We start from the raw sequence: 25,301 nt of genomic DNA on the forward strand, positions 1-25,301 counted from the left end.
TGCTCTGGGCAACGGTACGCGGACGTGCCGTGCGCCTGGTCCAACGTGACACCGCACGTCTTGCTTCCCGGAAGGGTCCCCGATTGCCCGCTCACCTCGTCGACCGTGATCCCCAGGTGACCCCGCAGCAGATGGCTGCGGCGCTCGTGCCCCCGCCGCAGTTCGCGGGTGCGTCCTTCGACTCGTACCGGCCGGACCCCGACTACGCCTCGCAGGCATCGGTCCGCGACGCCGTCGCCGCGTTCGTGGCCGCCGGTCCCGCCGACGCCCCGCGGCGCGGGCTGTTCGGGCGCCGCAAGCAGGCAGCCGAGCCGGCCGCCAAGTCCGGCGTGTACCTGGACGGCGGGTTCGGTGTCGGCAAGACGCACCTGCTCGCCGCCGCGTACCACGCGGCGTCCGGACGCAAGACGTTCGGCACCTTCATCGAGTACACCGCGCTCGTGGGTGCGCTCGGGTTCCAGGGCACCGTCGACCTGCTCCGCGGCACCGCCCTGGTGTGCATCGACGAGTTCGAGCTCGACGACCCGGGCGACACGATGGTGATGACACGGCTCATCAAGGAGCTGACCGAGACCGGCACCCGGTTCGCCGCCACCTCGAACACGCCGCCCGGCGCCCTGGGCGAGGGCCGGTTCGCGGCGCAGGACTTCCTGCGCGAGATCCAGGCGATGTCGGACCGGTTCGACACCATGCGGATCGACGGCCTCGACTACCGCCGTCGCGCGGTGGACGAGTCCGCCCGCACGGTCGACGACGTCGCGGAGGCACTGCCCGCCGGGACGACGACGCTCGACGACTTCCGGGCCGTGGTCGCGCACCTGGCGAGCGTGCACCCCTCGAAGTACGTCGCCCTCGTCGGCGGGCTCGACGCGGTGGGCCTGACCGACGTGCAGGCCTTCACCGACCAGACCGACGCACTCCGCTGGGTCGCGCTCGTCGACCGCCTGTACGACGCGCAGGTGCGGATCGTCGCGTCCGGCACGCCGCTCGACCAGGTGTACCCGCAGACGATGCTCGACGGCGGCTACCGCAAGAAGTACCTGCGCGCCGCGTCGCGCGTGGTCGCGTTGTCGCGCGCGGTCGACTGAGCCACCTGACGGACGGGAGGCCCGGGGCGGCACCGCCACGCGCCTCCCGTCCGGCACGTCCGGCGTGCCGACAGGGCTGTCGGACGTCGCTTCCGGCATCCGGAAACAGAGCGTTCACACGGGAGCCCCACGCGTTACATCCGCGAAACAGACCGTGCTCCCTCGTGAAACGTCGCCTCGCCAGACTCGGTGGCACCCGAGGCGGTCCACGAGCCGCTCGTGCAATCGAGAGGTGAACAGATGCTTGATCAGGGCAACACGACGTTCGTGTTGGTCATGGCGGCGCTGGTGTTGTTCATGACACCCGGCCTGGCCTTCTTCTACGGCGGCTTGGTGAAGGCCAAGTCCGTCATCTCCATGATGATGATGTCGTTCGGCGCGATCGCGCTCGTGAGCGTCCTGTGGGTGCTCTACGGCTACGCGATCGCCTTCGCCAACCACGGTGACAACGCCGCGGTGTCCGGCGTGGTCGGCTTCTTCAGCATCGACTGGAACCTGCTCGGCCTCGGCCAGGCGTTCGAGGAGGCACAGTCCTCGGACATCCAGGCGGCCTACCCGTCGATGGCCTTCGTCGGGTTCCAGGCGACGTTCGCGATCATCACCGTCGCGCTCATCTCCGGCGCCATCGCCGACCGCGCCAAGTTCGGCGCGTGGATGATCTTCGCCGGCGTCTGGGTCACGGTCGTCTACTTCCCGGTCGCCTCGTGGGTCTTCAACCTGACCTCGGGCTGGGCCGCCACCTGGGGCGTCATCGACTTCGCCGGTGGCACCGCGGTGCACATCAACGCCGGTGCCGCGGGCCTGGCCCTGGCGATCGTGCTCGGCAAGCGCGTCGGGTTCGCCAAGGGCGCGCACAAGCCGCACAACCCGCCGTTCGTCCTGCTCGGTGCCGCGATCCTGTGGTTCGGCTGGTTCGGCTTCAACGCCGGCTCCGAGGGTGCCGCCGACGGCATCGCCGCCATCGCCTGGGTCAACACGCTCGCCGCCCCGGCCGCCGCGATCCTCGGCTGGCTGCTCATCGAGAAGCTCAAGGACGGCAAGGCCACGTCCGTCGGCGCCGCCTCGGGTGCCGTCACCGGCCTCGTCGCCATCACGCCGGCGTGTGCCGCGCTGACCCCGGGCTGGGGCATCGTCCTCGGCTTCCTGGCCGGCGTCATCTGCTGCTTCGCCATCGACTGGAAGTACCGCCTGGGCTTCGACGACTCGCTCGACGTCGTCGGCGTCCACCTGGTCGGCGGCATCGTCGGCACGCTCTTCCTCGGCTTCTTCGCCAACGAGAGCGGCCTGATCTACTCGGGTTCGTTCGAGCAGCTCGGCAAGCAGGCCGCCGCGGCACTCGTCGTCGGGATCTACTCGTTCGTGCTCGCCTTCGTGATCGGGTTCGCGATCGAGAAGACCATCGGCTTCCGCGTCAAGACCGAGGACGAGGTCGCCGGCATCGACACCGCCGTCCACGGCGAAGAGGGCTACGTCCTCTACGAGCAGACCGACGACACCCCGGTACGCGTCCGCTAGACACGCTCCACCACCGCACGACGACGGGCCCCGCGCAGACAGCAGCGTGGGGCCGGTCGTCGTGCGGGTCGCGTGGTCGACGTGACCACGGACGGGAGGCGCGGTGTGGGTCGGACCGGCACTGCGCCTCCAGTCAGGTGGTCGCGTCAGCGGCGCGTCGGTTTCGTCGGTTCCGTTGGTTCCGTCGGTTCCGTTGGTTCCGTCGGTTCCGTCACCAGGCGTAGTCCTCGGGCGAGGTGTCGTGGCCCGGGAAGATCTCGTCGAGGCGGTCGAGCGCGCGCTGGTCGAGACGGATGTCGACGGCGCGGACGGCCGACTCCCACTGCTCCATCGTGCGGGGCCCGGTGATCGGCGCCGTCACGCCGGGCTGGTGGAGCAGCCAGGCGAGGGCCAGCTCGCCGGGTGTGTGCCCGAGCTCCTTGGCGAACGATTCGTACGACTGCAGCTGGTCGCGGTGGGCGTCGACGTACTCGGCGCTCCGACCTGACAGGCGTCGGGAGCCGTTCTCGGTCTTCTCGATGACGCCACCGAGCAGGCCGCCCTGCAGGGGCGACCAGGGGATGACGCCGAGGCCGTACTCGCGTGCGGCGGGCAGGACCTCGCGCTCGACGTCACGGACGACGAGGTTGTAGATCGACTGCTCGCTGACCAGGCCGAGGGTGTTCCGGCGCTCCGCGGCCTCCTGCGCCTGGGCGATGTGCCACCCGGCGAAGTTCGACGAGCCGACGTAGAGCACCTTGCCCTGCTGCACGGCGACGTCGATCGCCTGCCAGATCTCGTCCCACGGGGTGGCACGGTCGACGTGGTGGAACTGGTACAGGTCGACGTGGTCGGTCTGCAGGCGCTGCAGGCTGGCGTCGAGCGACCGGCGGATGTTCAGCGCGCTGAGCTTGCCGCCGTTCGGCCAGTCGACCATCTCGCCGTAGACCTTCGTGGCGAGGACCGTCTTCTCGCGGCGGCCGCCGCCCTGGGCGAACCAGCGCCCGATGATCTCCTCGGTGGCACCCTTGCCGACCGAGCCGCCGTAGCCGTTGGCGGTGTCGAAGAAGTTGACGCCGAGCTCGTGGGCCCGGTCCATGATGGCGTGCGAGTCGTCCTCGCTGGTCTCCGGGCCGAAGTTCATCGTGCCGAGCACGGCGCGGGAGACGGACAGGCCGGTGCGACCGAGGTGTGTGTAGTCCATGGGGACGGTCTACTCGTGACGCGCTGGTGGTGCCAGGCCCTGAGAGTGCCGGTCAGCGGTGGGGGGAGTAGTCAGGGTTCAGCACTCGAGAGGAGCACCCCATGCCAGCGAAGGACGAGATCCCCAGCACCCTGCAGCGGTCGCCGGAACACGCGCAGGCGATCTTCACCGAGACCCTCGACTCGGCGGAGGAGTCGTACGGGCCCGGCGAGCGTGCCCGCCGCACCGCGTTCGCGGCGGTGAAGCACGAGTACGAGAAGGTCGGCGACCACTGGGAGGAGAAGGAGTCCTCCGGTCCCTCGGACTCCGGCGCGGCCGGATCCCGCGGCGACGGCCAGACCCAGGGCGGTGTCGACGCCAACGCGACGAAGGCGCACCTGATGGACGTCGCGAAGCGCCTCGACATCAGCGGACGCTCGAAGATGGACAAGGGCGAGCTCGTCGAGGCCATCAAGCGGGCCAACGATCGGGCGACCGCCGCAGCGCGCGACTGACCTGCCGAGCCGACCGGCCCTCGACCGTGCCGCGCGAGCCGTGCATGCCGCGCTGGGCATGCGGGACCGGGGTGGAGGGGTAACGTGCCGACCGTGAACATCCCAGCTCTCCGCGGCAGCCGGATCCTCGGGTTCGGACACCACCAGCCCGAACGCGTCCTGACCAACGACGAACTCTCGACCATGGTCGACACGAACGACGAGTGGATCCGCACCAGGACCGGCATCGTCACGCGGCGGATCGCCGGTCCCGACGACACCGTGACCTCGATGGCCGTCGAGGCCGGACGCCGCGCCCTCGCCGACGCCGGCGTGGCACCGTCGGCCGTGGGGCTCGTCGTCGTCGCCTCCACCACCCACCAGGACCGTGCGCCGTACACCGCCGGTCGGGTCGCCGCCGCACTCGGCATGACGAACGGGCCCGCACCGATCGACATCAACACCGCGTGCAGCGGCTTCGAGTACGCCCTCGCCCTCGCCGACCAGTCCATCCGCGTCGGGTCGTCGGACGTGGCGCTCGTCATCGGGTCCGAGGTGCTCTCGGGCATCGCCGACTGGACCGACCGTTCGACCTGCGTCCTCGTCGGCGATGGTGCCGGCGCCGCCGTGCTCGGCGCGTCGGAGACCCCGGAGATCGGACCGGTGTCGTGGGGGAGCGTGCCGCACCTGCTCGACGCCGTCCGGGTCGAGGGCTCGCCGGGGCGGTTCAACCAGGAGGGCCGCTCGGTCTACCGCTGGGCCATCACCGAAGCCGAGGGACACGCTCGCAAGGTCGTCGAGGCCGCGGGACTCACGCTCGACGACATCGAGGTGTTCGCGTTCCACCAGGCGAACCTGCGGATCATCGAGCCGCTCGTGACCGCGCTCGGCGGGGAGTCGAAGTTCGTCGTGCGTGACGTGGTCGAGTCGGGGAACACCTCGGCGGCGAGCGTGCCGCTCGGGCTGTCGAAGGCGTGGGAGCGGGGGGATCTGCCGGAGGGCGTCCCGGCGCTGCTGTTCGGCTTCGGTGGGGGGTTCGCGCACGCGGGGCAGGTCGTCACGACGCCCGTGCGGTCGTTCTAGTCGGGTGCCTCGAGCCAGCTGCTGCGGGGGCAGTGGCTGGCCGGGCTCCGGGCTCCGGGCTGGCCGGGTGCCGGCTGGCGGGGCGTCGGGCCGTCTGCTGCGGGGCGGTGGCTGGCCGGGCGTCGGGCTGGCCGGGCGTCGGGCTGGCCGGGCGTCGGGCTGGCCGGGCGTCGGGCTGGCCGGGCGTCGGGCTGGCCGGGCCGGCCGGGCGTCGGGCTCTTCGGCATGGCCAGCGGGCTCGCCGAAGTCGCTCGGTCCGGCGGCTGGTTCGTCTGGCTGGGCTGGGGGCCGGCGTGAACGGTTCCGTCCGCTCAGCCGGTTCTGCACGGCTGCTTCGGCCCGCGCGTTCGGGCAGGTGCCGTCAACCCGCGGGTGTCACCGCTCGGCGGTCGGCCCGCCCTGGCCCGGCTCGGTCCACAGCTCGTCGTCCTTGCCCGTGCCGCGCTTCCACGGCAGGGCGCGACGGGTGCGCTCGGCTGGCGGGGTCACCGTCAACACGACCGGGAAGTGCGCCGGCGGCATCCCGAACCCGGTCCGCGAGGCCTGGATGACCTTCCGCCCGAGCGCATGGTTCCCCAGACCGCCCACGGCAGCGCCGATGCCGAAGGGCAGTGCGCGCCCCACGACCGAGGTGCCCTGCCGGACGGCGAAGCGCTTGATGAACTGGTCACGGACCTGGCCCCCGATGCCGTTGACGACCTGCTTCGGTAGCGACGAGGTCACGAGCTCGCCCCAGAACGCCGTGCGTGCCGGTCCGCCGGTCGCCTGACCGGCGAGCTGCTTGATGAGCTGGGTGCCCGGCGCGCCGAGGATCATCGCCATCACGAGCGTGCGGGATCGCTCCGGGTCGTCGAGGGCGATGCCGTGCACCTCGGTGATGGACTGGGCGAAGAGCGCCGTGGTCTCGAGGAAGCCGACCGTCTCCGCACCGCTGAGCCCGAGCGCAGCGACCATACCGACGCCGGGGATCACCGCGCTCGCACCGACAGCCGCCCCGCCGGTGGTCACGGCGGTCAGGTACTGCCGCTCCAGGATCTGGATGACCTCGGCCGGGGTGGCGTCGGGCTTGCGGCGACGGATCGCGGCGACGTGTGCGACGACCACCGGCCGCTGCACACTGATCACGCGGTCCAGCCACTTCACCCATCCGGAGGGTTGCAGCTGCTGCGTTCGGCTGTCGGACATCTGGGTGGGGGAGACCGGGGCTGTCGGCATGGGCACGATCGGCTGGTCCTTCGGGGCGCGGGCCATGCGCACACCGTACGCCGACAGTGTGGGAGGCTCGCCAGGTGGACGAGCAGACCCCGGGGACAGCGGTCGACGTGGCCCGTCGGGCCGCCGGGTTCCTGACCGAGCGCGAGGTCGCGGCGCTGGCCCCGGACGTGCTCGTGCTCGATCCGACCTCGGCGCTCATCGGCAGGGACGTCACCGTGGGGACCGGGACCGTGGTCCACCCCTCGGCGACGCTGCAGACCCGCGCGGGTGGCTCTGCCGTCATCGGGTCAGGGGTGCGGATCGGCCCCGGGCCGGTGACCATCGTGGCGACGGCAGCGAGCGTGCGCATCGGCGACGGGGTCGAACTCGGACCGGGGCCGGTGACGATCGTCGCGACCGGCTCGGACGTCGAGATCGGGAGCGGAGCACGTCTGACCGCCGGGTGTCTCGTCGAGGCGCCGTCGACGATCGGCACCGGTGCGCAGGTGCTCGGGCCGGTCTCCGTGCGTGACGTCGTGCTCGGCGCTGGCGGCGACCACCACGAGCCGGATCCGGATCGGCGCGGCGGTGTGGTGAAGGGCGCGGGTCTGGTGCGGGGCGTCCGGGTCGGCCGGGGCGAGGTCGTCGTCGGTGGCAGCGCGGAGCCCCTCGTGGTCGAGCGCCAGCGGACGTACCACCCGGGCGCCCCGCACACGGCCGACTGAACGATCAGTGGCACGGGACACCAGCCCGTCGCAGCGCAGCCCGGACACGGTCCGGGTGCATGAGGTCCGACCACGACAGCCGGACCACCGCACGGACCTCGGGGAAGGACCGGACGAAGTCCTCCCGCCGCTTCTCCCGCCAGTGCGCATCGGCGGTCGAGCGGCCGTCGAGCATCACCGGGTCCTCGTACTTGCCCCGGCCGTCGACCTCGACCACCACGCCGTGCTCGGGGAACCAGAAGTCCACGATCGCCGAACCACCGTCAGCCCGGGCGAACACGTGCTGTTGCACCGGTTCCGCGACGCCGAGTTCTCGGAACCGCACCCGGCACACCGATTCCGCCGGCGACCCGGACAGCCCCGACCCCATTCCCACCGCGATCCCCGCCTTGGTGCGTGCCGACGTCAGCGCGCCGTGCTCGGTCTGCAACTCTGTGGGTGTGGCGGTCCGCCGAGCGAGGGCGGCGTCCACCACCGCGAGTGACTCGAGCAGCGGTCGGGTCGCCGCCACGTCCACCGCGGTCCGCGCGGCGGTGGTCGTCGGGATCGAGTCGCGGTCGAGCAGGACCGTCGGTGGCCGCCCGGCGGCGCCGTGGCGGACGAACCAGGCAGAGACCCGGGTGTGCGTCGTCGTCGGATCGCACACGTGCACCTTCGGAGGCGGCGTCCCGACCAACGGGAGCGCCAGGACCGCGGCCGCCGACAGGTGGGACACGACATCGGTGGCGCGCAGACGGTGGAGCGATGCGCGGACCAGGACGTGGTGTTGCTCGCCCGGGTGGAGTCCCTCGAGCGCGTCGACGCCGATCAGGACCCCGGGTCGGAGCCGTCGGAGGCGACCGCGGTGCACGTCACGCTCGAGTGCTCGTCGCTCCGCGCCGGTCGTTCCGGTCGTCCGGAGGAGTTCGATCTCGCTCGCTCTGCCCATGCAACGAGGCTCCGTGAGCGACGCCGTCGGGATGGCCCGGCAACGACGATCTGTGCAGACGACGGTCCGACGACCGCCCTGTGGAGGAGTCAGCTGGGTCGGTGCGTGGACATGTTCCGACGATGCACCAGTCGAACATCCGGTGGGCTGTCGTCGCATGCGCTCGCACAGGATGCCGGTGCATGTTGCGACGATGCACGTGGCGATCGACTCGTGGATTGTCGCAGAACGGGTGCAGGCCCGCGCCGCGCCGCACCCCTACGCCGCGGCGAGCTCCGCCCGCAGCGGCAGGTCCTGCCCCTCGAGGATGAGCTGCGCGCCCACCGCCGTCCGGGCGTTCACCACGACCGGCGCGAGCAGGTTCACGGTCGTGCCGGACGCCCCCGGGTTCGCGACGACGAGCAGCATCGCGTCGGCGGGATCGGTCAGCCCGAGCACGTCGGCCTGCTCGTCGGACAGCTCGGGCGCGTACGCGGGCAGGTGCACCGCGGCGTCGAGCAGGAACAGCCGTGCGCCGTCGCCGACCAGGGTGAACAGCCCGTCGGCGCCGTCGACCGGCGTCAACGAGAACGACGGCGCGGGGGCGAGCCCGAACGGCGGGACGGCGAAGGTCAGGGTGATGCTCATCGAAGGTAGTCCATCAGGGTCGGCTGCAGGACCTTCGCGGTGACGGCGAGGGCTGCCTGGTAGTTGGTCTGCTGCACCTGCAGGTCGAGCACGGCCTTCGCGAGGTCGACGTCCTCGATGCCGGCGCGGCGGTTCTCGAGCGACACCGTGGTCGACTTGAGCGACTCCTGGGCGCCGAGGGCGGCGGCGTGCCGGACACCGACGTCGGCCTGGGCGCCGCGGAGCGTGCCGAGTGCCTGGTCGACGTCGCCGATGCGAGCGTTCACGTTCACCCCGTTCTGCAGGTCACTGACGATGGAGTCGACCACGGCGAAGACCGACGAGGCGCCGGAGCCGAAGGCGGCCGCGGCGGGGGTGTCGACCCGCACGGTCGTGTCGTCGCCGACACGGCGGGTGACGTCCGTGCCGGACGCCGCCCACCCGGTGGCCGGGTCGTACGCGGTGGCGGCGGTCGAGGCACCGGCGAACACCGAGCGGGTGCCGTAGGTGGTGTTCGCCCGGGCCTCCAGGTCGGCTGCGAGCGACCGGAACTGCGTGACGAACGCGTCGCGGTCGGTGTCGCTCATGGTCCCGGTGTTCGCGGCCTGCACGGTCAGGTCCCGCACCCGGTTGAGCACCGAGTAGACGCTCGACAGCGCGCTGTCCGTGGTGGCGAGCCAGCCGACGGCGTCGTTCGCGTTGCGTGTGTACTGCGCGGCGGCGGCCTGCTCCTTGCGCACCTGCATCGAGGACGCCGTGCCGACCGGGTCGTCGGAGGGCTTCTGGACGGCCCGCAGTGTGGTCGCCTGCTCGGTGGCCTCGGCGACCCGGGCGGCGCCGGCCTGCAGCCGTGCCGAGGCCGCGGCCATCGACATCTGGGTGGTGACGCGGGTGATCACGATCAGCCCCTCCCGACGAGTCCGACGCGGTTGATGATGGTGTCGAGCATCTCGTCGACGGCGGTCAGGACGCGTGCCGCGCCCTGGTACGCGTGCTGGTAGCTCAGCAGGTTCACGTTCTCCTCGTCGAGGTCGACACCGGCGCTGGACTGCTGCTGGGTGCGCGCGTTGGTGAGCGCGAGTCCGGTCAGCGTCGACTCCGTCGTGGCCGACCGGGAGGCGGTGCCCACCCCCGTCACGAACGTCGCCCAGACCTGGTCGGCGCCGTCGGACGACGCCCCGAGTCGCGCGAGCGCGTCGGCGAACGAGTCGTCGAGTTCCCCCGCCGCGTTCCGCGTCGCCAGGCCGCTCGCGTCCGTGGGGACGACGCTGAGTGCCTGGGCAGCGGGGACGCCGGCGCGCAGGGCGAAGAACGGAGCGCCGGTCGCCCCGGTCGACGTGCTGCCCGCGGCGTGGACCGCGTTGACGGTGGCGGCGAGCCGGGTCGCGACGGCGTCGTACGAGGCGGACGCCTCGGCCAGCGCGCCACCCGTGCCGGTGCCGGACGCCGGGGCGAGGACCGCGAGTGCACCGCCGATGGAGCCACCGCTCAGCCCGACGGCCCCGGCGGTGCCGGAGGTCCACGTCAGCGTGACGGCGGCACCGTCGGCGAGGCGCCGGCCGCCGCCGAGGGCGACCGAGCGGGCGTCGGTGCCCTGCACGAGCGGGTTGCCGCCGAGCAGGACGTCGACCGTGCCGTCGGCGTTCGTCCGGGTGGTGCCGCCGGCGAGGGTGGCGATCTGCTCGGTGAGGCGGTCGCGCTGGTCGAGCAGCTCGTTCGCGCTGCCGCCGGACGCCAGGGCGGTGCGGATGCGTCCGTTCAGGTCGGCGACCCGGCCCGCGGCGTCGTTCAGCTGGGTGACCTGACCGGCCACCGCGCCGTGCACCGACGACCACTGGGCGTCGACGGCCTGCGAACCGGTCGCCAGGGCCGCGACGACGGTGCCCGCCGCGCCGAGCACCGCGCTGGCGGCACCCGGGTCGTCGGGGTGGCTGGCGAGCTCGCTCCACGAGGACCAGAAGGCGTCGAGCTTGGCGCTCAGACCGTTCTTGCCGGGCTCGTGCAGGCCGGTCTCCAGGGCGGACAACGCGGTGGCACGGGCATCGGCGTACGCGGACGACCCGGCGGCGACCCGCACGCCGGCGTCCAGCGTCAGGGACGCCAGGCGGGCGATGCCGTCGACCGAGACGCCCTGGCCGGCGAGCGCCGCGGTGCCGCGGACGAACCCGGTCTGGGCCGCGGGGACGGAGCTCTGCGTGACCCGCTGCCGGGTGTAGCCGTCGGTGCCGGCGTTGGCGATGTTCTGTCCGGTGACGTCGATGCCGGCGCGGGCCGCGGCGAGCCCCGAGTAGGCGGTGGCGAGGGAGCCGAAGGTGCTGACCACGGTGCTACAGGCTCCCGTCGAACAGTCGGGCGCCGTCGGAGCCGGAGCCCGAGGTGCCGGAGGCGTCGTAGGTGGCGGCCCCGGACACGGTGCCGGCCAGGGTCTCCTCGGTGGCCAGGGCGGCGGCGCGCAGGAACCGGTCGTTCTCGTCGCGCAGGGCACCGATCTGCGTGGTCAGCTCGACCATCGCGGTCAGGTGGGCGGTGAGGATCTCGCCCCACGGGCCGTTCGGCGCGGCGGCGACGACCTCGCGCAGGGGAGCGTCGGCCGCGACACCCCACTCCTCGGCGACCTCGGCGCTCTGTGCGGCGCGCTCGAGCCCGGTGCTGCGGAGCCGGTCGAGCACCTGCTCGACCTCGCGACTGGCGTGCGACACCCAGCGGGAGCGGCCCGCGGTGAGCAGCAGCTGCTCCTCCTCGAGCTTGAAGGTGAGCAGTTCGAGCAGCTCGCGTTCGCGCCAGAGCACGGCGGACAGGTCGTTCACGCTCATCAGCTCCTCCCGGGTGGTGGTGGTTCGGGGTCGGTCCCGGTCCGTCATCCTGCGGACACCGGGACCTATCGACTCGGTGGTCCGAGCCGTAAGCCATGGTCTCGAGTGTGCGCCCGCTGTACTCCGTGTCCTCGTGGGCGGTAACCCCTGTCGGGGGACAAGAACGATCGTTCCCGTGCCCCGGTCCCCCCAAATGCCGACCGGGATCAGGCCCGGAGACCCCCGCACTGGGGACGCACGAGCCCCCACTCAGCGCATTGCCAGCCGATACATTCAGAACGCACCCGGGGGACACCCGGAACCGCGCCCGAGTCACGCGGTGTGCACCGCCCGGAGGGACCCGGGCGGGTCATCGGCGAACGCACCGGCCCGACCGAGGCCGGCGTCCGTCGCGCCCACGGACGGGTGAGCCGACACCGTCAGTCAGGTCGACCAGGGGATGAGCATGCACCGCACCGAACGCAACGCGATGATCGTGGAGCACCTGCCACTCGTGGGCTACATCGTCGCCGACGTCCGTTCCCGTGCCACCCACCTCGACCGCGACGACCTCGCCGCCGTCGGTTCGCTCGCACTCGTCGCCGCCGCCGACGCCTTCGACCCGACGCTCGGGGTGCCGTTCGGCGCCTACGCCCGCACCCGCATCACCGGCGCGATCGCCGACGACATGCGCTCGTCGGACTGGGCCTCGCGCGGCACCCGCAAGCGCATCCGGGAGACCCTCGCCACGCAGGAGGCCCTGTCAGCCCGACTCGGTCGGACGGTCGGGGCACAGGAGATCGCGGACGCCATGGGCGTGGACCGGCAGACGGCCGTCGACGCGATGAGCGACGCCGCCCGGACCGTCGCGCCCCTCGACGAGACCGTGCACGACCTGGTGGCGGCCGACCTGCCGCTGCCGGGCGACGACCTGCTCGAGACCGAGAAGCGCCGCTACCTCCGCGCAGCGGTCGAGGCCCTGCCGGAGCGCATGCGGTTCATCGTCGAGGCGGTGTACTTCGGCGACCGCTCGGTGACGGACGTCGCGGCCGAGCTCGGCATCACGCACTCGGCGGTGTCGCAGCAGCGTTCCGAGGCGATGCGACTGCTGCACGACGGCCTCGCCGCGCACTACGGCGACGGCACGACCGTCGAACCCGCCAGCCGCACGACCGCCGCCCGCCGCAGCGCCTACCTCGCCCGCGTCGCGACGAACGCCGCCGCCGGAGTCGCCCGTGCCGTGCACGATGCCGCACCGGGGACGGCCGTGGCGGCGGGCTGAAGCGTCGGCGGGAGACTTTTCCGCCGATCCCCTAACGACTCCCGGCAACCGGTCGAGAGTCATCCACGTCAGCCCACGGACGGGCCGGCGTACGACCCAGATTCACGGAGGAACACACCATGGGTATGTCCATCAACACCAACCTCTCGGCACTCAACACGTACCGGAACCTCAACGCGACGCAGAACGACCTGTCGAAGTCCCTCGAGAAGCTCTCGACCGGTCTCCGCATCAACCGCGCCGCCGACGACGCCGCCGGTCTGTCGATCTCCGAGGGGCTGAAGTCCCAGGTCGGTGGCCTCACGGTCGCCGCCCGCAACGCACAGGACGGCATCTCCGTCGTGCAGACCGCTGAAGGTGGCCTCACCGAGACCCACTCGATCCTCCAGCGCATGCGCGACCTCGCCGTCCAGGCCGGTAACGACTCGAACAACGCTGACTCGCGCGCGGCGATCACCACCGAGGTCGGCGAGCTCCAGAAGGAGCTCGGCCGCATCTCGAGCTCGACGAACTTCAACGGCATCAACCTCCTCGACGGCACCGCTGGTACCGCCGGGGACGGCAAGCTGACCTTCCAGGTCGGTGCGAACGCCGGTGCGTCGTCGAAGATCGAGGTCGACCTCGGCAAGGCGAACGTCAAGAACATCGCGGAGAACCTGACCGTGACGGCTGGGACCGACGCCGACGGCGCAGCCGTCGCGGCGAAGATCAGCTTCGCGAGCAACACGGCGGCGCAGGCTGCGATCACCACGATCGACGCCCAGATCAAGACCGTGTCCGAGGCACGTTCGAGCATCGGTGCAGTCCAGAACCGCTTCGACCACGCCATCAACGTGACGAACGTGGCCAAGGAGAACCTCACCGCTGCCGGTTCGCGCATCACCGACGTCGACATGGCGCAGGAGATGGTCAAGTACACGCGTGACAACATCCTGAGCCAGGCCGGCACGTCGATGCTCGCGCAGGCGAACCAGAGCACGCAGGGCGTGCTCTCGCTCCTGCGCTAGCACCCCTGACGCCGCTCACCGGGACCGCTCGTCCCGGTGGGCGGCGTCGTCCGCATCCGATCGCCACCGCACACCGGCAGGGAGCCACCGATGTCGTCCGTCTCCTCGGGGAACAGCCTGGCCATCGACGGCCTGGTCAGCGGTCTCAAGACGACCGACCTCATCAACTCGCTGATGAGCGTCGAGGGCGTCCCGCAGACCCTGCTCAAGAACAAGCTCACCAGCACGAACTCGTTCATCTCGTCACTGCAGACGATCAACGGGCTGGTCCAGGGGCTCGCCACGAAGGCCGCGGACGCCGCGAAGGCCACCTCGCTCGACCTGTTCACCGCCACGAGCTCCGCGCCGAGCGTGACCGCGGTCACGGGCACCGGAGCGGGCGCCGGGTCCATCAGCTTCACCGTCGGCTCGACCGCTTCGGCCCAGGTCGGCGTGACCGCCGCGATGTCGACGTGGTCGTCGGAGGCGCAGCCGATCACGGTCGTCGGGGCGGACGGCAGGTCGACCACCGTGACGCCGAAGTCGGGATCGCTCGACGACGCCGTGTCCGCGCTGAACGCCTCGGGCGCCGGCGTCACCGCGACGAAGGTCTCGGCCGGCACCGACGCCGACGGCAACCGCCTCTACCGACTGCAGCTCACCGCGGCGAAGACCGGGGCCTCCGGTGCGTTCCAGGTGTACCGCGGCGGCGCCGACGCCGTGGCGGCCGGTACCGCGACGAACGTCCTGACCGAGACCGGTGCGGCCGTCGTCACCACCGCGAAGGACGCCAGCGTCACCCTGTGGGCCGGCACCGCGGCCGCGCAGACGGTCACGAGTGCCACGAACACCTTCAGCGGACTCGTGCCCGGACTCGACGTCACGGTGTCCCAGGTCACCAGCGAGCCGGTGACCGTCACGGTCGGGCAGGACACGACGAAGGCCCAGGGCGTGGCGTCGGGACTCGTCGACGCGATGAACGCGATCGCGTCGTACTACCGCACGAACACCGCGGTGACGAGCACGACGAGCGTCACGTCCGGCACCACGACGACCAAGGCCGGCATCCTGCTCGGCGACGGCGCGTCCCGCGAGGCCGTGCAGCGGCTGGCCAGCACGATGTCGGCCCCGGTCGACGGGAAGTCGCCGTCGACGATCGGCATCGTGATCACGAAGGACGGCAGCTTCACCTTCGACGCCGCGGTCTTCCAGAAGGCCCTGGCGACCGACCCGGACGCCACCCAGGCGATGCTCTCCGGGGTCGCCGCGAAGGTCGGGGCCGCGGCCACGGCGTCGTCGGACAAGTACACCGGCTCGATCACCACCACGATCACCGGGCAGCAGGCCGTCGCGAAGGACCTCACCACCCAGATCGACAGCTGGACGGACCGGCTCACCTCGCGCCGTGCCGCCCTGCAGACCCTCTACTCATCCCTGGAGACCAGCCTGAGCAAGCTGCAGTCCCAGTCCAGCTGGTTGGCCAGCCAGCTGGCATCGACATCGACGGCGCGCTGACGGGAACGACCATGACCTTCGACTTCCAGGCCGCCGCCTTCCGCCAGGCCGCGCAGCCCCGCACCGTGACCGACCAGCGTCGCGCCCAGTACACGAACGAGGCCGTGCTGTCCGCGACGCCGGCCCAGCTCGTCACGATGCTCTACGACCGGCTCCTGCTCGACCTGCACCGCGCCGAGGCCGCCCAGGTCGCCGCCGACTGGGAGGCCGCCCGCGAGCAGCTCCTGCACGCCCAGGCCATCGTCGGCGAGCTGTCGAGCACCCTGCGCATCGACGTCTGGGACGGCGGCGAGGGGCTCCTCGCCGTGTACAACTACGCGTCGACCTCGCTCATCACGGCGAACGTGCACCGCGACGTGCAGGCCACGCGCGACTGCATCCGCATCCTCGAGCCCCTCCGGCAGTCCTGGCACGAGGCAGCGGCCTCGCTGCCGGCGACGCCGGCAGCGCAGCAGGCGACCGGGGGAGCCCTCGGTGTCGCCTGAGCAGACGACCGACCGGGGCGCCTGGGAGGCCCTGCTCACCACGCTCGAGCAGGACGTGGCCGGGCAGGCGGCCGGCTCCACGGCCGCAGCCGACCCGTCCGCCGGTGCCGGGTGGTCGGCACCGACCGGGCTGGGACCGGTGCCGCGCGACCTGGTGGGGCGGGCCTCCCGGCTGCTCGCCGCGCAGCGCGACCGCCTGGCGTCGCTCGAGGCGGACCGTCGCGCGACGCTCGAGCACCTCGGCGCGCTGCGTGCCGTCGACGCGACGCGGGAGCCCCGCGTGTCGGTGTACCTCGACGCCTCGGCCTGACCGGTCCGACGCACCACACGTGCGACAGCGCACCCGTCGATCGACGGGTGCGCTGTCGTGTCCCGGGTCCCGACCGTGCCCACCGCCCCCCGTTCGGGGCGAGCGCTAACGCCTCGCACGACGCGCTCCGATAGCGGCCCACGAGCACGGATCGCTCACCAACCGGCCAGGGATCGGCCACCACGCACGGCGACGTCGACCGCACCGTCGACACGCCTTGACGAGGGGACCCCCGTGTTCGATTCCGTGACGAGCGTCGCGCTGCAGAGTGCCCTCGACGGTCTGTCGATGCGCCAGAAGGTGATCGCGAACAACATCGCGAACATCAACACGCCGAACTACCACGCCGAGAAGGTCCGGTTCGAGGACGCCCTCGCCGCGTCGATCGTCGACGGCGACGGCAGCACCACCCCGACGGTGGGGCGGAGCCTCGAGCCGACGAACACGAACGGCAACAACGTGAACCTCGACCAGGAGACGCTGTCGAACATCGACACGGTCCTGCGCTACCAGTTCGCGACCCAGGCGGTCGGCGGCGAGGCCACGAGCCTGCGCACGGCGATGCGGACCAACTCGTGACGACCTTCGACGCGATCGGCATCGCGAGCACCGGCATGACCGTGCACCGGAAGTGGCTCGACGCCGTGTCCGACAACATCGCGAACGCGAACACCGTGACGTCGATGGACGACACCGCGTTCCAGGCGCGGTACGTCGAGGTGCAGGAGGGCAACGGCGTCTCCGGCGCCTACGTCAAGGGCGCCGCGTTCGGCAGCGCCGCCGGCCGTGTCACCTACGACCCGGACCACCCGCTCGCGAACGAGGAGGGCTACGTCCGCATGCCCGACATCGACCTCGGCACGCAGATGGCGGACCTCATCATGGCCCAGCGCGGCTACCAGGCGAACGCCGCCGTGGTGGACCGTGCCAAGACCGCCTACGAGGCGGCACTGCAGATCGGGAAGAACTGATGCCCATCGACGCCGTGAACGGTGTGACCACCAACGCGATGACCTCCGCGCTGACGAACGTCAGCGGGACGAGCAGCGACGCGACCGCCCGGACCGGCGGTGCGGCCGCGCCCACCGACGGCAGCGGCTTCGCCGCGAGCCTCGGCAACGCCGTCGACGGGCTGCAGGCGCTGCAGAGCGACTCGAAGACCTTGGCCCTGAAGGCCGTCACCGGCAACCTCGACGACGTCCACGACGCCACGATCGCCGCCACCCGCGCGCAGGTCACGCTCGAGCTCGTCGCCGCCGTCCGCAACAAGGGCGTCGACGCCTTCACCGAGATCATGAGGATGCAGGCCTGATGCCGCTCGCCGTCAAGAACGTCCTGGCTCGCCTGCGGTCGTACGTGCAGGGCTTCTCCGCCGCCCAGCGCACCATCGCGATCCTCGCGATCGCCGCGCTCGTGCTCGGCGGGGTCGCGCTCGCGTCGTGGCTCGGGCGGTCGTCGTACGCTCCGCTGTTCACCGGGCTGGCCGCCGCCGACGCGAGCTCCATCACCGACCAGCTGCAGACCGACGGCGTGCCCTTCGAGCTGACCGACGGCGGCGCGACCATCCTCGTGCCGCAGGCGCAGGTGTACTCCGAGCGGCTCAAGGCGGCGTCGAACGGCCTGCCGTCGTCGAACGAGGGCGGGTACTCGCTGCTCGACGACATGGGCGTGACGAGCTCGGAGTTCCAGCAGGACGTCACGTACAAGCGCGCGATGGAGGGCGAGCTCGCCAAGACCATCTCGGCGATGGACGGCGTCGAGACGGCGACCGTGCAGCTCGCGATCCCGGAGAAGTCCGTGTTCGTCTCCGAGGAGAAGGACCCGACCGCGTCGGTGTTCATCGCCACCGACAACGGCACGCAGCTGAGCACCGACCAGGTGCAGGCCGTGGTGCACCTGACGAGCGCCGCGGTCGAGGGCATGCAGCCCACCGACGTCTCGGTCGTCGACGCGAAGGGCCAGACGCTCTCCGCCGTCGGCACCGGCGCGACCGGCAGCGGCGCCGACCAGGCCGCCGACTACGACGCCGCGACGAGCAAGAAGATCCAGGACCTGCTCGACACCACGCTGGGCGCGGGCAACGCGAGCGTCGTCGTCTCGGCGACGATGAACCAGGAGTCCGGCACCCGCACCTCCGAGCGCTACACGACCCCGACCTCCGGTCCGGTCGCGCTGAACGAGTCGAGCGCCACCGAGGAGTACGGCGCCGGAGCCGGTGCCGGGCGCGGCGCGACGGGCGTCCTGGGCCCCGACAACATCGCGGTGCCGAACGGCGACGCCGCGGACGGCGCGGGCGACGACGGCTACAAGAACGAGACGGCCACCAAGAACAACGCGGTCGACCACACCACCGAGACGACGCAGATCCCGTCGGGCGCACTCGACCGGCAGACCATCTCGGTCGCGCTCAACTCGAAGGCCGCCGCCGTGCAGAACGCGAACCTGCAGAGCATCAACGACCTGGTGTCCGCCGCCGCGGGGATCGACCGTGACCGTGGCGACCAGGTGCAGGTCGCGACGATGGACTTCGACACGAGCGCGTCGGACGAGGCCGCGAAGGCCCTCGAGGCGCAGGAGAAGGCGGACCAGCAGGAGGCGCTCTGGTCGTCGATCCGCACGGCCGGCATCGTGATCGGCATCGTGCTCGCCGTCATCGCGGTCATGGTCGTCATCGCCCGCCGCAACCGCCGACAGGAGCGCGAGGCCGTCGACCTGGGCGAGCTCGACGCCTTCGCCGGTGAGACCTTCCAGCTGCCGCTGGCGGTGGACGGCGCCGACGAGCGCGCCACCCTGGGCGCCGGTGACGCCCCGACCGCCGTGCTCTCGGCCGTGCCCGCCGGCGACCCGCCCACCGAGGTCCTGACGACCGAGGAGATCTCGGCCGAGCGCCGCCGCCAGGACATCTCCGCGCTGGCCGAGCGTGACCCGAAGCGCACCGCCGACCTGCTGCGCGGGCTCCTGGACGACCGGGCGGGCGTGTGAGCGCCCTCGTCCCGAGCGCCGGCGGCCCCGGCGCCCCGGCGGACCGCGCGCTCACCGGTGCCCAGAAGGTCGCGCTCATCCTCATGCAGATGGAGACCGACCGCGCCGCCGAGGTGATGAAGCAGTTCACCGAGATGGAGGCCGAGGAGATCTCGGCCGAGATCGTCCGGATGCGCCGCGTCGAGGACACCGTCGTCGACCGCACCATGACCGAGTTCCACCGGCTGACGATGAGCGGCCGCATGCAGAAGCGCGGCGGCAAGGACACCGCGCTCGGGTTGCTCGAGGCCTCGTTCGGCGCCGAGCGCGCCGCCGGGGTGATGGACCGGCTGGCGTCGAACCTCGCCGGTCAGTCGTTCGACTTCCTCGACGACGCCGAGCCCGGCCAGGTGATCACGCTGCTCGAGGGCGAACTGCCGCAGACCATCGCCCTCGTGCTCGCGCACCTCAAGCCGGGTCAGGCCAGCGCCGTGCTCGCCGGGGTCGACGAGCGCGTCCGAACCGACGTGGCGCAGGCGTTCGCGACGATGGGCAGCGCCACCCCCGAAGCCGTCGGCATCGTCGCGGGCGTGCTCCGACAGCGCGCCGGCGCCGTCGTGTCCCCGCGCGAGAGCGTCGAGGTCGTCGGCGGCATCGCGCCCCTGGTCGACATCATCAACCGGTCCGACGTCGCCACCGAGAAGGCCGTGCTCGACGGGCTCGAGGCCCGCGACCCGGAACTGGCCGAGGACATCCGGTCCCGCATGCTGACCTTCGAGGACATCGTCAAGCTCGAGGCGCGAGACATCCAGCAGGTCCTGCGCGGCATCGACTCGAAGCTCCTCGCGACCGCCATGAAGGGCGCGGCGGGGCCGGTCGTCGAGACCATCCGCGCGAACGTGTCCGAGCGCAACCGTGCGCTGCTCGACGACGAACTGCAGGCCATGGGCCCGGTCCGGGTGTCGCAGGTGGAGGAGGCCCGCGCCGAGGTCGTCCGCTCCGTGCGCGAGCTCGAGGCGCAGGGCGTCGTGACCGTGCACCGCGCCGAGGAGGACGAGCTCGTTGACTGACACCGCAGCAGCCGCCGTCACCGTGCAGCGGGTCGCGTACCCGGTGATCGGGGACCGCGCCGTCCGCGAGCGCGCCACCGGTGCGGACGTCCGCGGGCACGCCGCCGGCTACACGGCTGGACTGCGGGCCGCGCAGGCCGAGACCGACGCCCTGCGTGCCCGGCTCGAGGCCGAGCACGCTGCGCGGACCGCGGCGCTGCAGGCGGACACCGCCCGCCGGATCGCGGTCCTCGACGCCGCGTCCGCCGCGATGCTCGCCACGGTCGCGCCCGTCCTGGCGGACGCCGAGGCGTCCGTCGCCAGCGCGGCCATGGACCTGGCCGAGGCCGTCGTCGGGTACGCGATCCGCGCCTCCCGTCCGGTGGACGGCACCACCGACGGACGGGCGCAGGGTGCGTCCGGCGCCGAGGACACCGTCCGGCGGGCGCTCGCGTCCCTGGACCGCACCGTCCCGGTGGCCGTCCGACTGAGCCCCGGCGACGCGGCCCGCGTGGCCGACCTGGCCCTCGCGGTGCCGGTGGTCGCCGACCCGGCGCTGCGCGACGGCGACGCCGTCGTCGACCTGCCGGACGGACTGCTCGACGCCCGGATCACCACCGCGCTCGACCGTGCGCGCACCGCGCTCGGCGTCGCCGCGACCGCCGCCGTCCCGAGCGGAGCCGACCGGTGACCGCCACGCTGCTGCGGCCGCGCGGGCTCGACGAGGCCCTGCGGCAGGCCGCTCCCCAGCGGGTCGGCGTCGTCACGAGCGCCGTCGGGCTCGGCCTGACCATCGCCGGTCTCGACGCCCGCGTGGGCGAGGTCGTGGTGGTCGGTCCGGAGGACGGCGAGCAGACCGCCGTCGAGGTCGTCGCGACCGACGCATCCGGTGTGCGGTGCATGCCGCTGGGCCGACTCACCGGAGTCACGGCGGGCACCCCCGCGCGTCCGACCGGGCGGCCGGTGCTCGTGCCGACCGGCGCCGGGCTGTTCGGGCGGGTGCTCGACGGGCTCGGGCGACCGATCGACGACCGCGGTCCGCTCGACGCCGACGCCTGGGTCCCGCTCGACCACGACACCCCGAACGCCATGGCGCGGACCCGCATCGACACGCCCATGCAGCTCGGCGTCCGCGTGCTCGACACCCTGACCGCGGTCGGCCGGGGCCAGCGCATGGGCCTGTTCGCCGGGTCCGGTGTCGGCAAGTCCTCGCTGCTGTCGATGATCGCGCGGGGGAGCGACGCGGCCGTCAACGTGATCGCCCTGGTCGGCGAGCGCGGCCGTGAGGTGCGTGAGTTCCTGGAGGACGACCTCGGACCCGCCGGTCTCGCCCGCTCGATCGTCGTCGTGTCGACCTCCGACGAACCCGCCCTGATGCGCCTGCGCGCCGCGTTCGTCGCCACCCGGATCGCAGAGTCGTTCCGCGACGCCGGCCAGGACGTCGTGCTCATGATGGACTCGCTCACCCGCGTCGCGATGGCGCAGCGCGAGATCGGGCTGTCCGTGGGGGAGCCGCCGGCCACCCGGGGCTACCCGCCGTCGACGTTCTCGGTGCTCGCCGGGCTGCTCGAGCGAGCCGGGACCGACCGGGTCGGCAGCATCACCGGCATGTACACCGTGCTGGTCGACGGCGACGACCACAACGAACCGATCGCCGACGCCGCCCGCAGCATCCTGGACGGCCACGTCGTGCTCGACCGGAAGCTCGCGATCACCGGACACTTCCCGTCGGTGGACGCACTCGGGTCGGTGTCGCGCGTCGCGTCGAAGGTGACCACGCCCGAACAGCGTGCCGCCGCCACCGTGCTGCGCAAGGTGATGGCCGCGCGCCGTGCCGCGCAGGACCTGCTCGACGTCGGCGCCTACCAGCGGGGCTCGAACCCGCTGGTGGACGCGGCCGTCGACCACCAGGGCGCGATCGACGCGTTCCTGCAGCAGGGCATGGACGAGCGCGCGACGGCCGCGGCGTCCTGGCAGGGCCTCGGCACCCTGGTCGCGCGCTTCGGAGGGATCTCCTGATGGCCCGCCGCTTCCCGCTCGCCGGACTGCTGCGCCTGCGACACACCGAGCAGGACCGCGCCGCCGCCTCGCTGGCGGCCGCCAACGAGCGCGTCCGTGACGCCGCCGACGCCCGGATCGCCGCGCGCCGGAGCCTGGCGGACAGCGAGGACGTCCGTCCGATCGAGGACGCCGCGACCCTGAGCGCCGTCGCCGCCGCACGGGCAGCGACCCGCGGCATGCTCGAGGAGCTCGACGCCGTGGTGCAGTCCCGTCGCGCCGACGCCGACCGTGCGCAGGAGGCCTACGGTGCCGCGCGCCGTGCCGCCGTCGGGCTCGAGAAGCTCGAGGGCAAGCACGCCGAGCAGCAGGCGGCCGAGGAGCTGCGGGCGGAGCAGGGCGCCCTCGACGAGATCGCGGCACGACGCCGCACGGAAGGTGGTTCCCGATGAGCGTCGAAGCGGTGCTCTCCCGGATCTCGGAGATCCGGTCGCAGATCGACACCCTGCGCGGCGGGACGGCGACGGCTCCGTCCGCCGCACCGGCCGGGTCGGGCGGCGCGGGTGCCTTCGCCGACGCCCTGGCGACGGCCGACGGCACGGCGTCGACGACCGCGACTGGTACGGCCGGTGCAGCTGCGACCGTCCCCGCCGCGGGTGCGCGGACCGCTCCGGCGACCTCGGTCGACGCGGGCGCCGGGACCCTGGCGACCGGCAGCGGCGCGAGCGGGGCCGACGTCGTCGCGGACGCGGAGAAGTACCTCGGGGTGCCCTACGTGTTCGGCGGCACCACGACCGCGGGCATGGACTGCTCGGGACTGGTGCAGACGGTGTTCAAGGACCTCGGGGTCACGATGCCCCGCGTCGTGCCGGACCAGGCGAAGATGGGGGTCGAGGTCGGGTCCCTGCAGGACGCACGGCCCGGCGACCTCATCGTGCCGAAGGGTGAGCAGCACATCGTCATCTACGTCGGCGACGGCAAGGTGCTGCACGCGCCCCGTCCCGGCAAGGACGTCAGGATCGTCGACAACTGGTACGCCCCGGGTGACATCGCGACCATCCGACGCATCGTGCCGAGCCAGACGCCGACGCCGGCGACGACCGCGGTGTCCGCCGCCTCGAGCGCGACGGACCTGCAGGCCGCAGCCCTCCGCGCGATGGTGCAGGCCGGGAGTGCCGCATGAGCATGACGATCGCGACCCAGCCGTCCGTCCCGACCGCCGCGGGCACCACCCGCGGTCCCGCCGCGGACCCGGCAGCCGCCGGGACGTTCGGCGCGGCCCTGACCGCCGCCGTCGCCACCGAGCGGCAGACCGGCGACGGGGCCCGCCAGCGGGACGACACCGACGGCACGACCCCCGAGGCCTCGACGGCCGTGCCCCTCGGCACCCGCACCGGCACCTCCGGCACGGCCGCGGGTGCGCCCGCGACCACGCCGGACCCCTCGGACGCCGCGGGCGAGGCGATGCCCGCCGGCGCACCGGCGCTGTTGGTCGCCGGCCTCGTGACCACCCCGGTCGCACCGACGGCGCCGAGCACCGGCGACGCGGGGGACCGACCGGCTGCCGGGACGCCCGACCCCTCGGCCGAGGACCCGCGCGCGGTCGTCGTGTCCGCGGTGGTCGCCGACGCCACGCCGACGGCCCCGGCCGGCGTGGGCGGACCCGGGTCACCGGTCGTCGCGACACCGGCCTCCGCCCCGGTCCCCGCCGCTGCCGGCATCACAGCTGCCTCGACCGCCGCCGCTGCCACTGCCACTGCCACTGCCACGGTCGCTGCCGGCACCGCGCAGCAGGGGTCGTCGGTGGACGCCACGCCCGCAGCCGTCGCCGCCACGACGTCGGCCACCACGACGACGACGGCACCGGGGTCGCCGGCCGCGACCGCACCCGCGCCCGCACCTGCACTCGCTGCGACCGCCACCGACACCGCCGGCACGGCCCCCGCACCCGCCGCATCCCCGACGTCCAGCGCGCCCGCGGCCCTCACGACGGTCCCGACGCGTGCCGACGACGGCGTCACCGTGGTCTCGACCCCCGTCGTCGTCGCGGCAGCAGCCGCGCCGGCAGCGGGCACGGCGCCCCGGACCGGCCACGCGACGGAGCAGCAGGTGTCGACGCCGGGTGATCCGGGCCTCCTGGCCGTCGCCCCCACCCGCGGCGGGGAGACGCCGGCCGTGGTCTCGACGACGCCCACGACCGCGTCGGCCGCGCCGACCCCGTCGGCGCCGGCACCGCTCGCCCAGCAGCTCGCGCGACCGGTGTTCTCGCTCGCGCAGGCCGGGCCCGGCGAACACGTCGTCACCGTGCAGGTCGTGCCGGACACCCTCGGACCGGTCACGGTCCGCGCCCACGTCACGGCCCACGGCATGCACGTCGAGCTGTTCGCCGCGTCCGACGCCGGCCGCGAGGCCGTCCGCCAGGTGCTCCCCGACCTCCGCCGCGACGCGGCGAGCGCCGGTGGGAGCACCACGCTCGACCTGTCGTCGCAGAACCAGCCACGGGACCCGTCGGGTCGCGACGAGCGTCCGGCCGCGCGTGCGCTGCCCGGCGACACCGGTCTGGAGGCGCGGGTCGCCCCGCGCGCCCAGCCCACCACCTCCACGCCCTCCATCCGCACCGCGGGACTCGACGTCCTCGCCTGACCGGCTCACGAACAGGAACCCCACCATGCCCATCGACGGCATCACCGGCAGCGTCGACCCGACCGCGCAGGCTGCAGCCCTGGCCGCGAACGCGGCGACGAAGAAGTCCCAGACGATGGACTCCGAGGTCTTCATGAAGCTGCTCGTCACGCAGCTGCGCAACCAGGACCCGTCCTCGCCGATGGACACCAACCAGATGATCAGCCAGCAGACGCAGCTCGCGATGATGGAGCAGATCACCAACCAGACCACGACCGGCAACGAGAACTTCTCGCTGCAGATGCGGATCGCCGCCGCGAACCTCGTCGGCAAGCAGGTCAGCTACACGGACGCCGACACAGGCAAGTCCGTCACCGGCACCGCCTCGGCCGTGTCGTACGCGAACAGCGTGCCCACGGTCACCGTGAACGGGAAGGAGGTCGCCCTCGACGTGATCTCCGGCATCACCACCACCACGGGCTCCTGACGCTCCTCCTGCTCCGTTC

The 25,301-nt window shown here is 72.7% G+C and carries 28 protein-coding genes; 21 read left to right on the plus strand and 7 right to left on the minus strand.

The genetic code is table 11. The annotated features are described in order from the left end of the window. Window positions 1-131: 131 nt before the first annotated feature. Together zapE and I8920_RS07335 are read left to right on the plus strand one after the other, a co-directional pair. Window positions 132-1,088: a cell division protein ZapE gene (zapE, locus tag I8920_RS07330; protein ID WP_232832871.1), complete on the plus strand. Its 957-nt coding sequence runs from the start codon at window positions 132-134 to the stop codon at window positions 1,086-1,088. A 240-nt stretch (window positions 1,089-1,328) separates the two neighbouring features. After that, complete coding sequence (locus I8920_RS07335; protein ID WP_198658463.1) at window positions 1,329-2,603, plus strand: ammonium transporter; 1,275 nt, start codon at window positions 1,329-1,331, stop codon at window positions 2,601-2,603. 211 nt (window positions 2,604-2,814) lie between these two features. Here I8920_RS07335 and I8920_RS07340 read toward each other — a convergent pair whose 3' ends face one another. Beyond that, window positions 2,815-3,786: an aldo/keto reductase gene (locus I8920_RS07340; protein WP_198658464.1), complete on the minus strand. Its 972-nt coding sequence runs from the start codon at window positions 3,784-3,786 to the stop codon at window positions 2,815-2,817. A gap of 101 nt (window positions 3,787-3,887) precedes the next feature. On the opposite strand from I8920_RS07340, the gene I8920_RS07345 reads away from it, so the two are divergent. Together I8920_RS07345 and I8920_RS07350 are read left to right on the plus strand one after the other, a co-directional pair. Next, window positions 3,888-4,280 (plus strand): ChaB family protein, encoded by a 393-nt coding sequence (locus I8920_RS07345; RefSeq protein WP_198658465.1) that lies wholly within the window; start codon window positions 3,888-3,890, stop codon window positions 4,278-4,280. 93 nt (window positions 4,281-4,373) lie between these two features. Continuing rightward, window positions 4,374-5,342, plus strand: coding sequence for a beta-ketoacyl-ACP synthase III (locus I8920_RS07350; RefSeq protein ID WP_198658466.1), 969 nt, complete (start codon window positions 4,374-4,376; stop codon window positions 5,340-5,342). A 375-nt stretch (window positions 5,343-5,717) separates the two neighbouring features. Here the strand turns inward: I8920_RS07350 and I8920_RS07355 are convergent, their stop codons facing one another. Continuing rightward, entirely contained in the window at window positions 5,718-6,593 is an 876-nt protein-coding gene (locus I8920_RS07355; protein ID WP_198658467.1) for a hypothetical protein, read from the minus strand. A gap of 38 nt (window positions 6,594-6,631) precedes the next feature. On the opposite strand from I8920_RS07355, the gene I8920_RS07360 reads away from it, so the two are divergent. Then, entirely contained in the window at window positions 6,632-7,261 is a 630-nt protein-coding gene (locus tag I8920_RS07360) for a hypothetical protein (protein WP_198658468.1), read from the plus strand. Between the two features lie 4 nt (window positions 7,262-7,265). On the opposite strand, the gene I8920_RS07365 is transcribed toward I8920_RS07360, so the two are convergent. From I8920_RS07365 to I8920_RS07385, 5 genes are all read right to left on the minus strand, one after another. Beyond that, window positions 7,266-8,189, minus strand: a complete 924-nt coding sequence (locus I8920_RS07365; protein ID WP_198658469.1) for a hypothetical protein — start codon at window positions 8,187-8,189, stop codon at window positions 7,266-7,268. Window positions 8,190-8,447: 258 nt separating this feature from the next. Beyond that, window positions 8,448-8,816: a flagellar assembly protein FliW gene (gene fliW, locus I8920_RS07370; RefSeq protein ID WP_198658470.1), complete on the minus strand. Its 369-nt coding sequence runs from the start codon at window positions 8,814-8,816 to the stop codon at window positions 8,448-8,450. Next, window positions 8,813-9,694: a flagellin N-terminal helical domain-containing protein gene (locus I8920_RS07375; protein WP_198658471.1), complete on the minus strand. Its 882-nt coding sequence runs from the start codon at window positions 9,692-9,694 to the stop codon at window positions 8,813-8,815. Before I8920_RS07375 ends, fliW begins: the two co-directional genes overlap by 4 nt. Window positions 9,695-9,696: 2 nt before the next feature. Further along, on the minus strand, window positions 9,697-11,118 hold the full coding sequence (gene flgK, locus I8920_RS07380) for a flagellar hook-associated protein FlgK (protein ID WP_198658472.1): 1,422 nt from the start codon (window positions 11,116-11,118) through the stop codon (window positions 9,697-9,699). 4 nt (window positions 11,119-11,122) lie between these two features. After that, complete coding sequence (locus tag I8920_RS07385; RefSeq protein WP_198658473.1) at window positions 11,123-11,608, minus strand: flagellar protein FlgN; 486 nt, start codon at window positions 11,606-11,608, stop codon at window positions 11,123-11,125. A gap of 445 nt (window positions 11,609-12,053) precedes the next feature. Here I8920_RS07385 and I8920_RS07390 point away from each other — a divergent pair, with 445 nt between their 5' ends. From I8920_RS07390 to I8920_RS07465, 16 genes are all read left to right on the plus strand, one after another. Beyond that, on the plus strand, window positions 12,054-12,869 hold the full coding sequence (locus tag I8920_RS07390; protein ID WP_198658474.1) for a sigma-70 family RNA polymerase sigma factor: 816 nt from the start codon (window positions 12,054-12,056) through the stop codon (window positions 12,867-12,869). Between the two features lie 119 nt (window positions 12,870-12,988). Then, window positions 12,989-13,876 (plus strand): flagellin N-terminal helical domain-containing protein, encoded by an 888-nt coding sequence (locus tag I8920_RS07395; RefSeq protein ID WP_198658475.1) that lies wholly within the window; start codon window positions 12,989-12,991, stop codon window positions 13,874-13,876. Window positions 13,877-13,966: 90 nt separating this feature from the next. Continuing rightward, the gene (gene fliD, locus I8920_RS07400) at window positions 13,967-15,370 is read left to right on the plus strand and encodes a flagellar filament capping protein FliD (protein WP_198658476.1); all 1,404 of its coding nucleotides are present in this window, start codon (window positions 13,967-13,969) and stop codon (window positions 15,368-15,370) included. 11 nt (window positions 15,371-15,381) lie between these two features. Then, window positions 15,382-15,855 carry a flagellar export chaperone FliS gene (gene fliS / locus I8920_RS07405; protein ID WP_198658477.1) on the plus strand — a complete coding sequence of 158 codons (474 nt, stop codon included), beginning with the start codon at window positions 15,382-15,384 and terminating at the stop codon, window positions 15,853-15,855. After that, window positions 15,845-16,165 carry a hypothetical protein gene (locus tag I8920_RS07410; protein WP_198658478.1) on the plus strand — a complete coding sequence of 107 codons (321 nt, stop codon included), beginning with the start codon at window positions 15,845-15,847 and terminating at the stop codon, window positions 16,163-16,165. The genes fliS and I8920_RS07410 overlap by 11 nt, the downstream gene beginning before the upstream one ends. Window positions 16,166-16,399: 234 nt before the next feature. Continuing rightward, window positions 16,400-16,744 (plus strand): flagellar basal body rod protein FlgB, encoded by a 345-nt coding sequence (locus tag I8920_RS07415; protein WP_198658479.1) that lies wholly within the window; start codon window positions 16,400-16,402, stop codon window positions 16,742-16,744. Further along, window positions 16,741-17,136: a flagellar basal body rod protein FlgC gene (locus I8920_RS07420; protein WP_225558385.1), complete on the plus strand. Its 396-nt coding sequence runs from the start codon at window positions 16,741-16,743 to the stop codon at window positions 17,134-17,136. The genes I8920_RS07415 and I8920_RS07420 overlap by 4 nt, the downstream gene beginning before the upstream one ends. Further along, window positions 17,136-17,477: a flagellar hook-basal body complex protein FliE gene (gene fliE, locus I8920_RS07425; protein WP_198658480.1), complete on the plus strand. Its 342-nt coding sequence runs from the start codon at window positions 17,136-17,138 to the stop codon at window positions 17,475-17,477. Before I8920_RS07420 ends, fliE begins: the two co-directional genes overlap by 1 nt. Continuing rightward, window positions 17,477-19,147, plus strand: a complete 1,671-nt coding sequence (gene fliF, locus I8920_RS07430) for a flagellar basal-body MS-ring/collar protein FliF (protein ID WP_198658481.1) — start codon at window positions 17,477-17,479, stop codon at window positions 19,145-19,147. The genes fliE and fliF overlap by 1 nt, the downstream gene beginning before the upstream one ends. Beyond that, entirely contained in the window at window positions 19,144-20,196 is a 1,053-nt protein-coding gene (gene fliG, locus I8920_RS07435) for a flagellar motor switch protein FliG (RefSeq protein ID WP_198658482.1), read from the plus strand. The genes fliF and fliG overlap by 4 nt, the downstream gene beginning before the upstream one ends. Further along, window positions 20,189-20,866, plus strand: a complete 678-nt coding sequence (locus tag I8920_RS07440; RefSeq protein WP_198658483.1) for a FliH/SctL family protein — start codon at window positions 20,189-20,191, stop codon at window positions 20,864-20,866. Before fliG ends, I8920_RS07440 begins: the two co-directional genes overlap by 8 nt. Beyond that, window positions 20,863-22,194 carry a FliI/YscN family ATPase gene (locus tag I8920_RS07445; protein WP_198658484.1) on the plus strand — a complete coding sequence of 444 codons (1,332 nt, stop codon included), beginning with the start codon at window positions 20,863-20,865 and terminating at the stop codon, window positions 22,192-22,194. The genes I8920_RS07440 and I8920_RS07445 overlap by 4 nt, the downstream gene beginning before the upstream one ends. Further along, entirely contained in the window at window positions 22,194-22,625 is a 432-nt protein-coding gene (locus I8920_RS07450) for a flagellar FliJ family protein (RefSeq protein WP_198658485.1), read from the plus strand. Before I8920_RS07445 ends, I8920_RS07450 begins: the two co-directional genes overlap by 1 nt. Continuing rightward, window positions 22,622-23,356 (plus strand): C40 family peptidase, encoded by a 735-nt coding sequence (locus I8920_RS07455; protein WP_198658486.1) that lies wholly within the window; start codon window positions 22,622-22,624, stop codon window positions 23,354-23,356. The genes I8920_RS07450 and I8920_RS07455 overlap by 4 nt, the downstream gene beginning before the upstream one ends. Then, window positions 23,353-24,816, plus strand: coding sequence for a flagellar hook-length control protein FliK (locus tag I8920_RS07460; RefSeq protein ID WP_198658487.1), 1,464 nt, complete (start codon window positions 23,353-23,355; stop codon window positions 24,814-24,816). The genes I8920_RS07455 and I8920_RS07460 overlap by 4 nt, the downstream gene beginning before the upstream one ends. Before the next feature lie 25 nt (window positions 24,817-24,841). Continuing rightward, a complete protein-coding gene (locus tag I8920_RS07465) occupies window positions 24,842-25,282 on the plus strand; it encodes a flagellar hook assembly protein FlgD (protein ID WP_198658488.1) in 441 nt (146 codons plus the stop codon). Window positions 25,283-25,301: the final 19 nt, after the last annotated feature.

It is taken from the genome of Curtobacterium sp. YC1, assembly GCF_016267665.1.
Lineage (GTDB): Bacteria > Actinomycetota > Actinomycetes > Actinomycetales > Microbacteriaceae > Curtobacterium.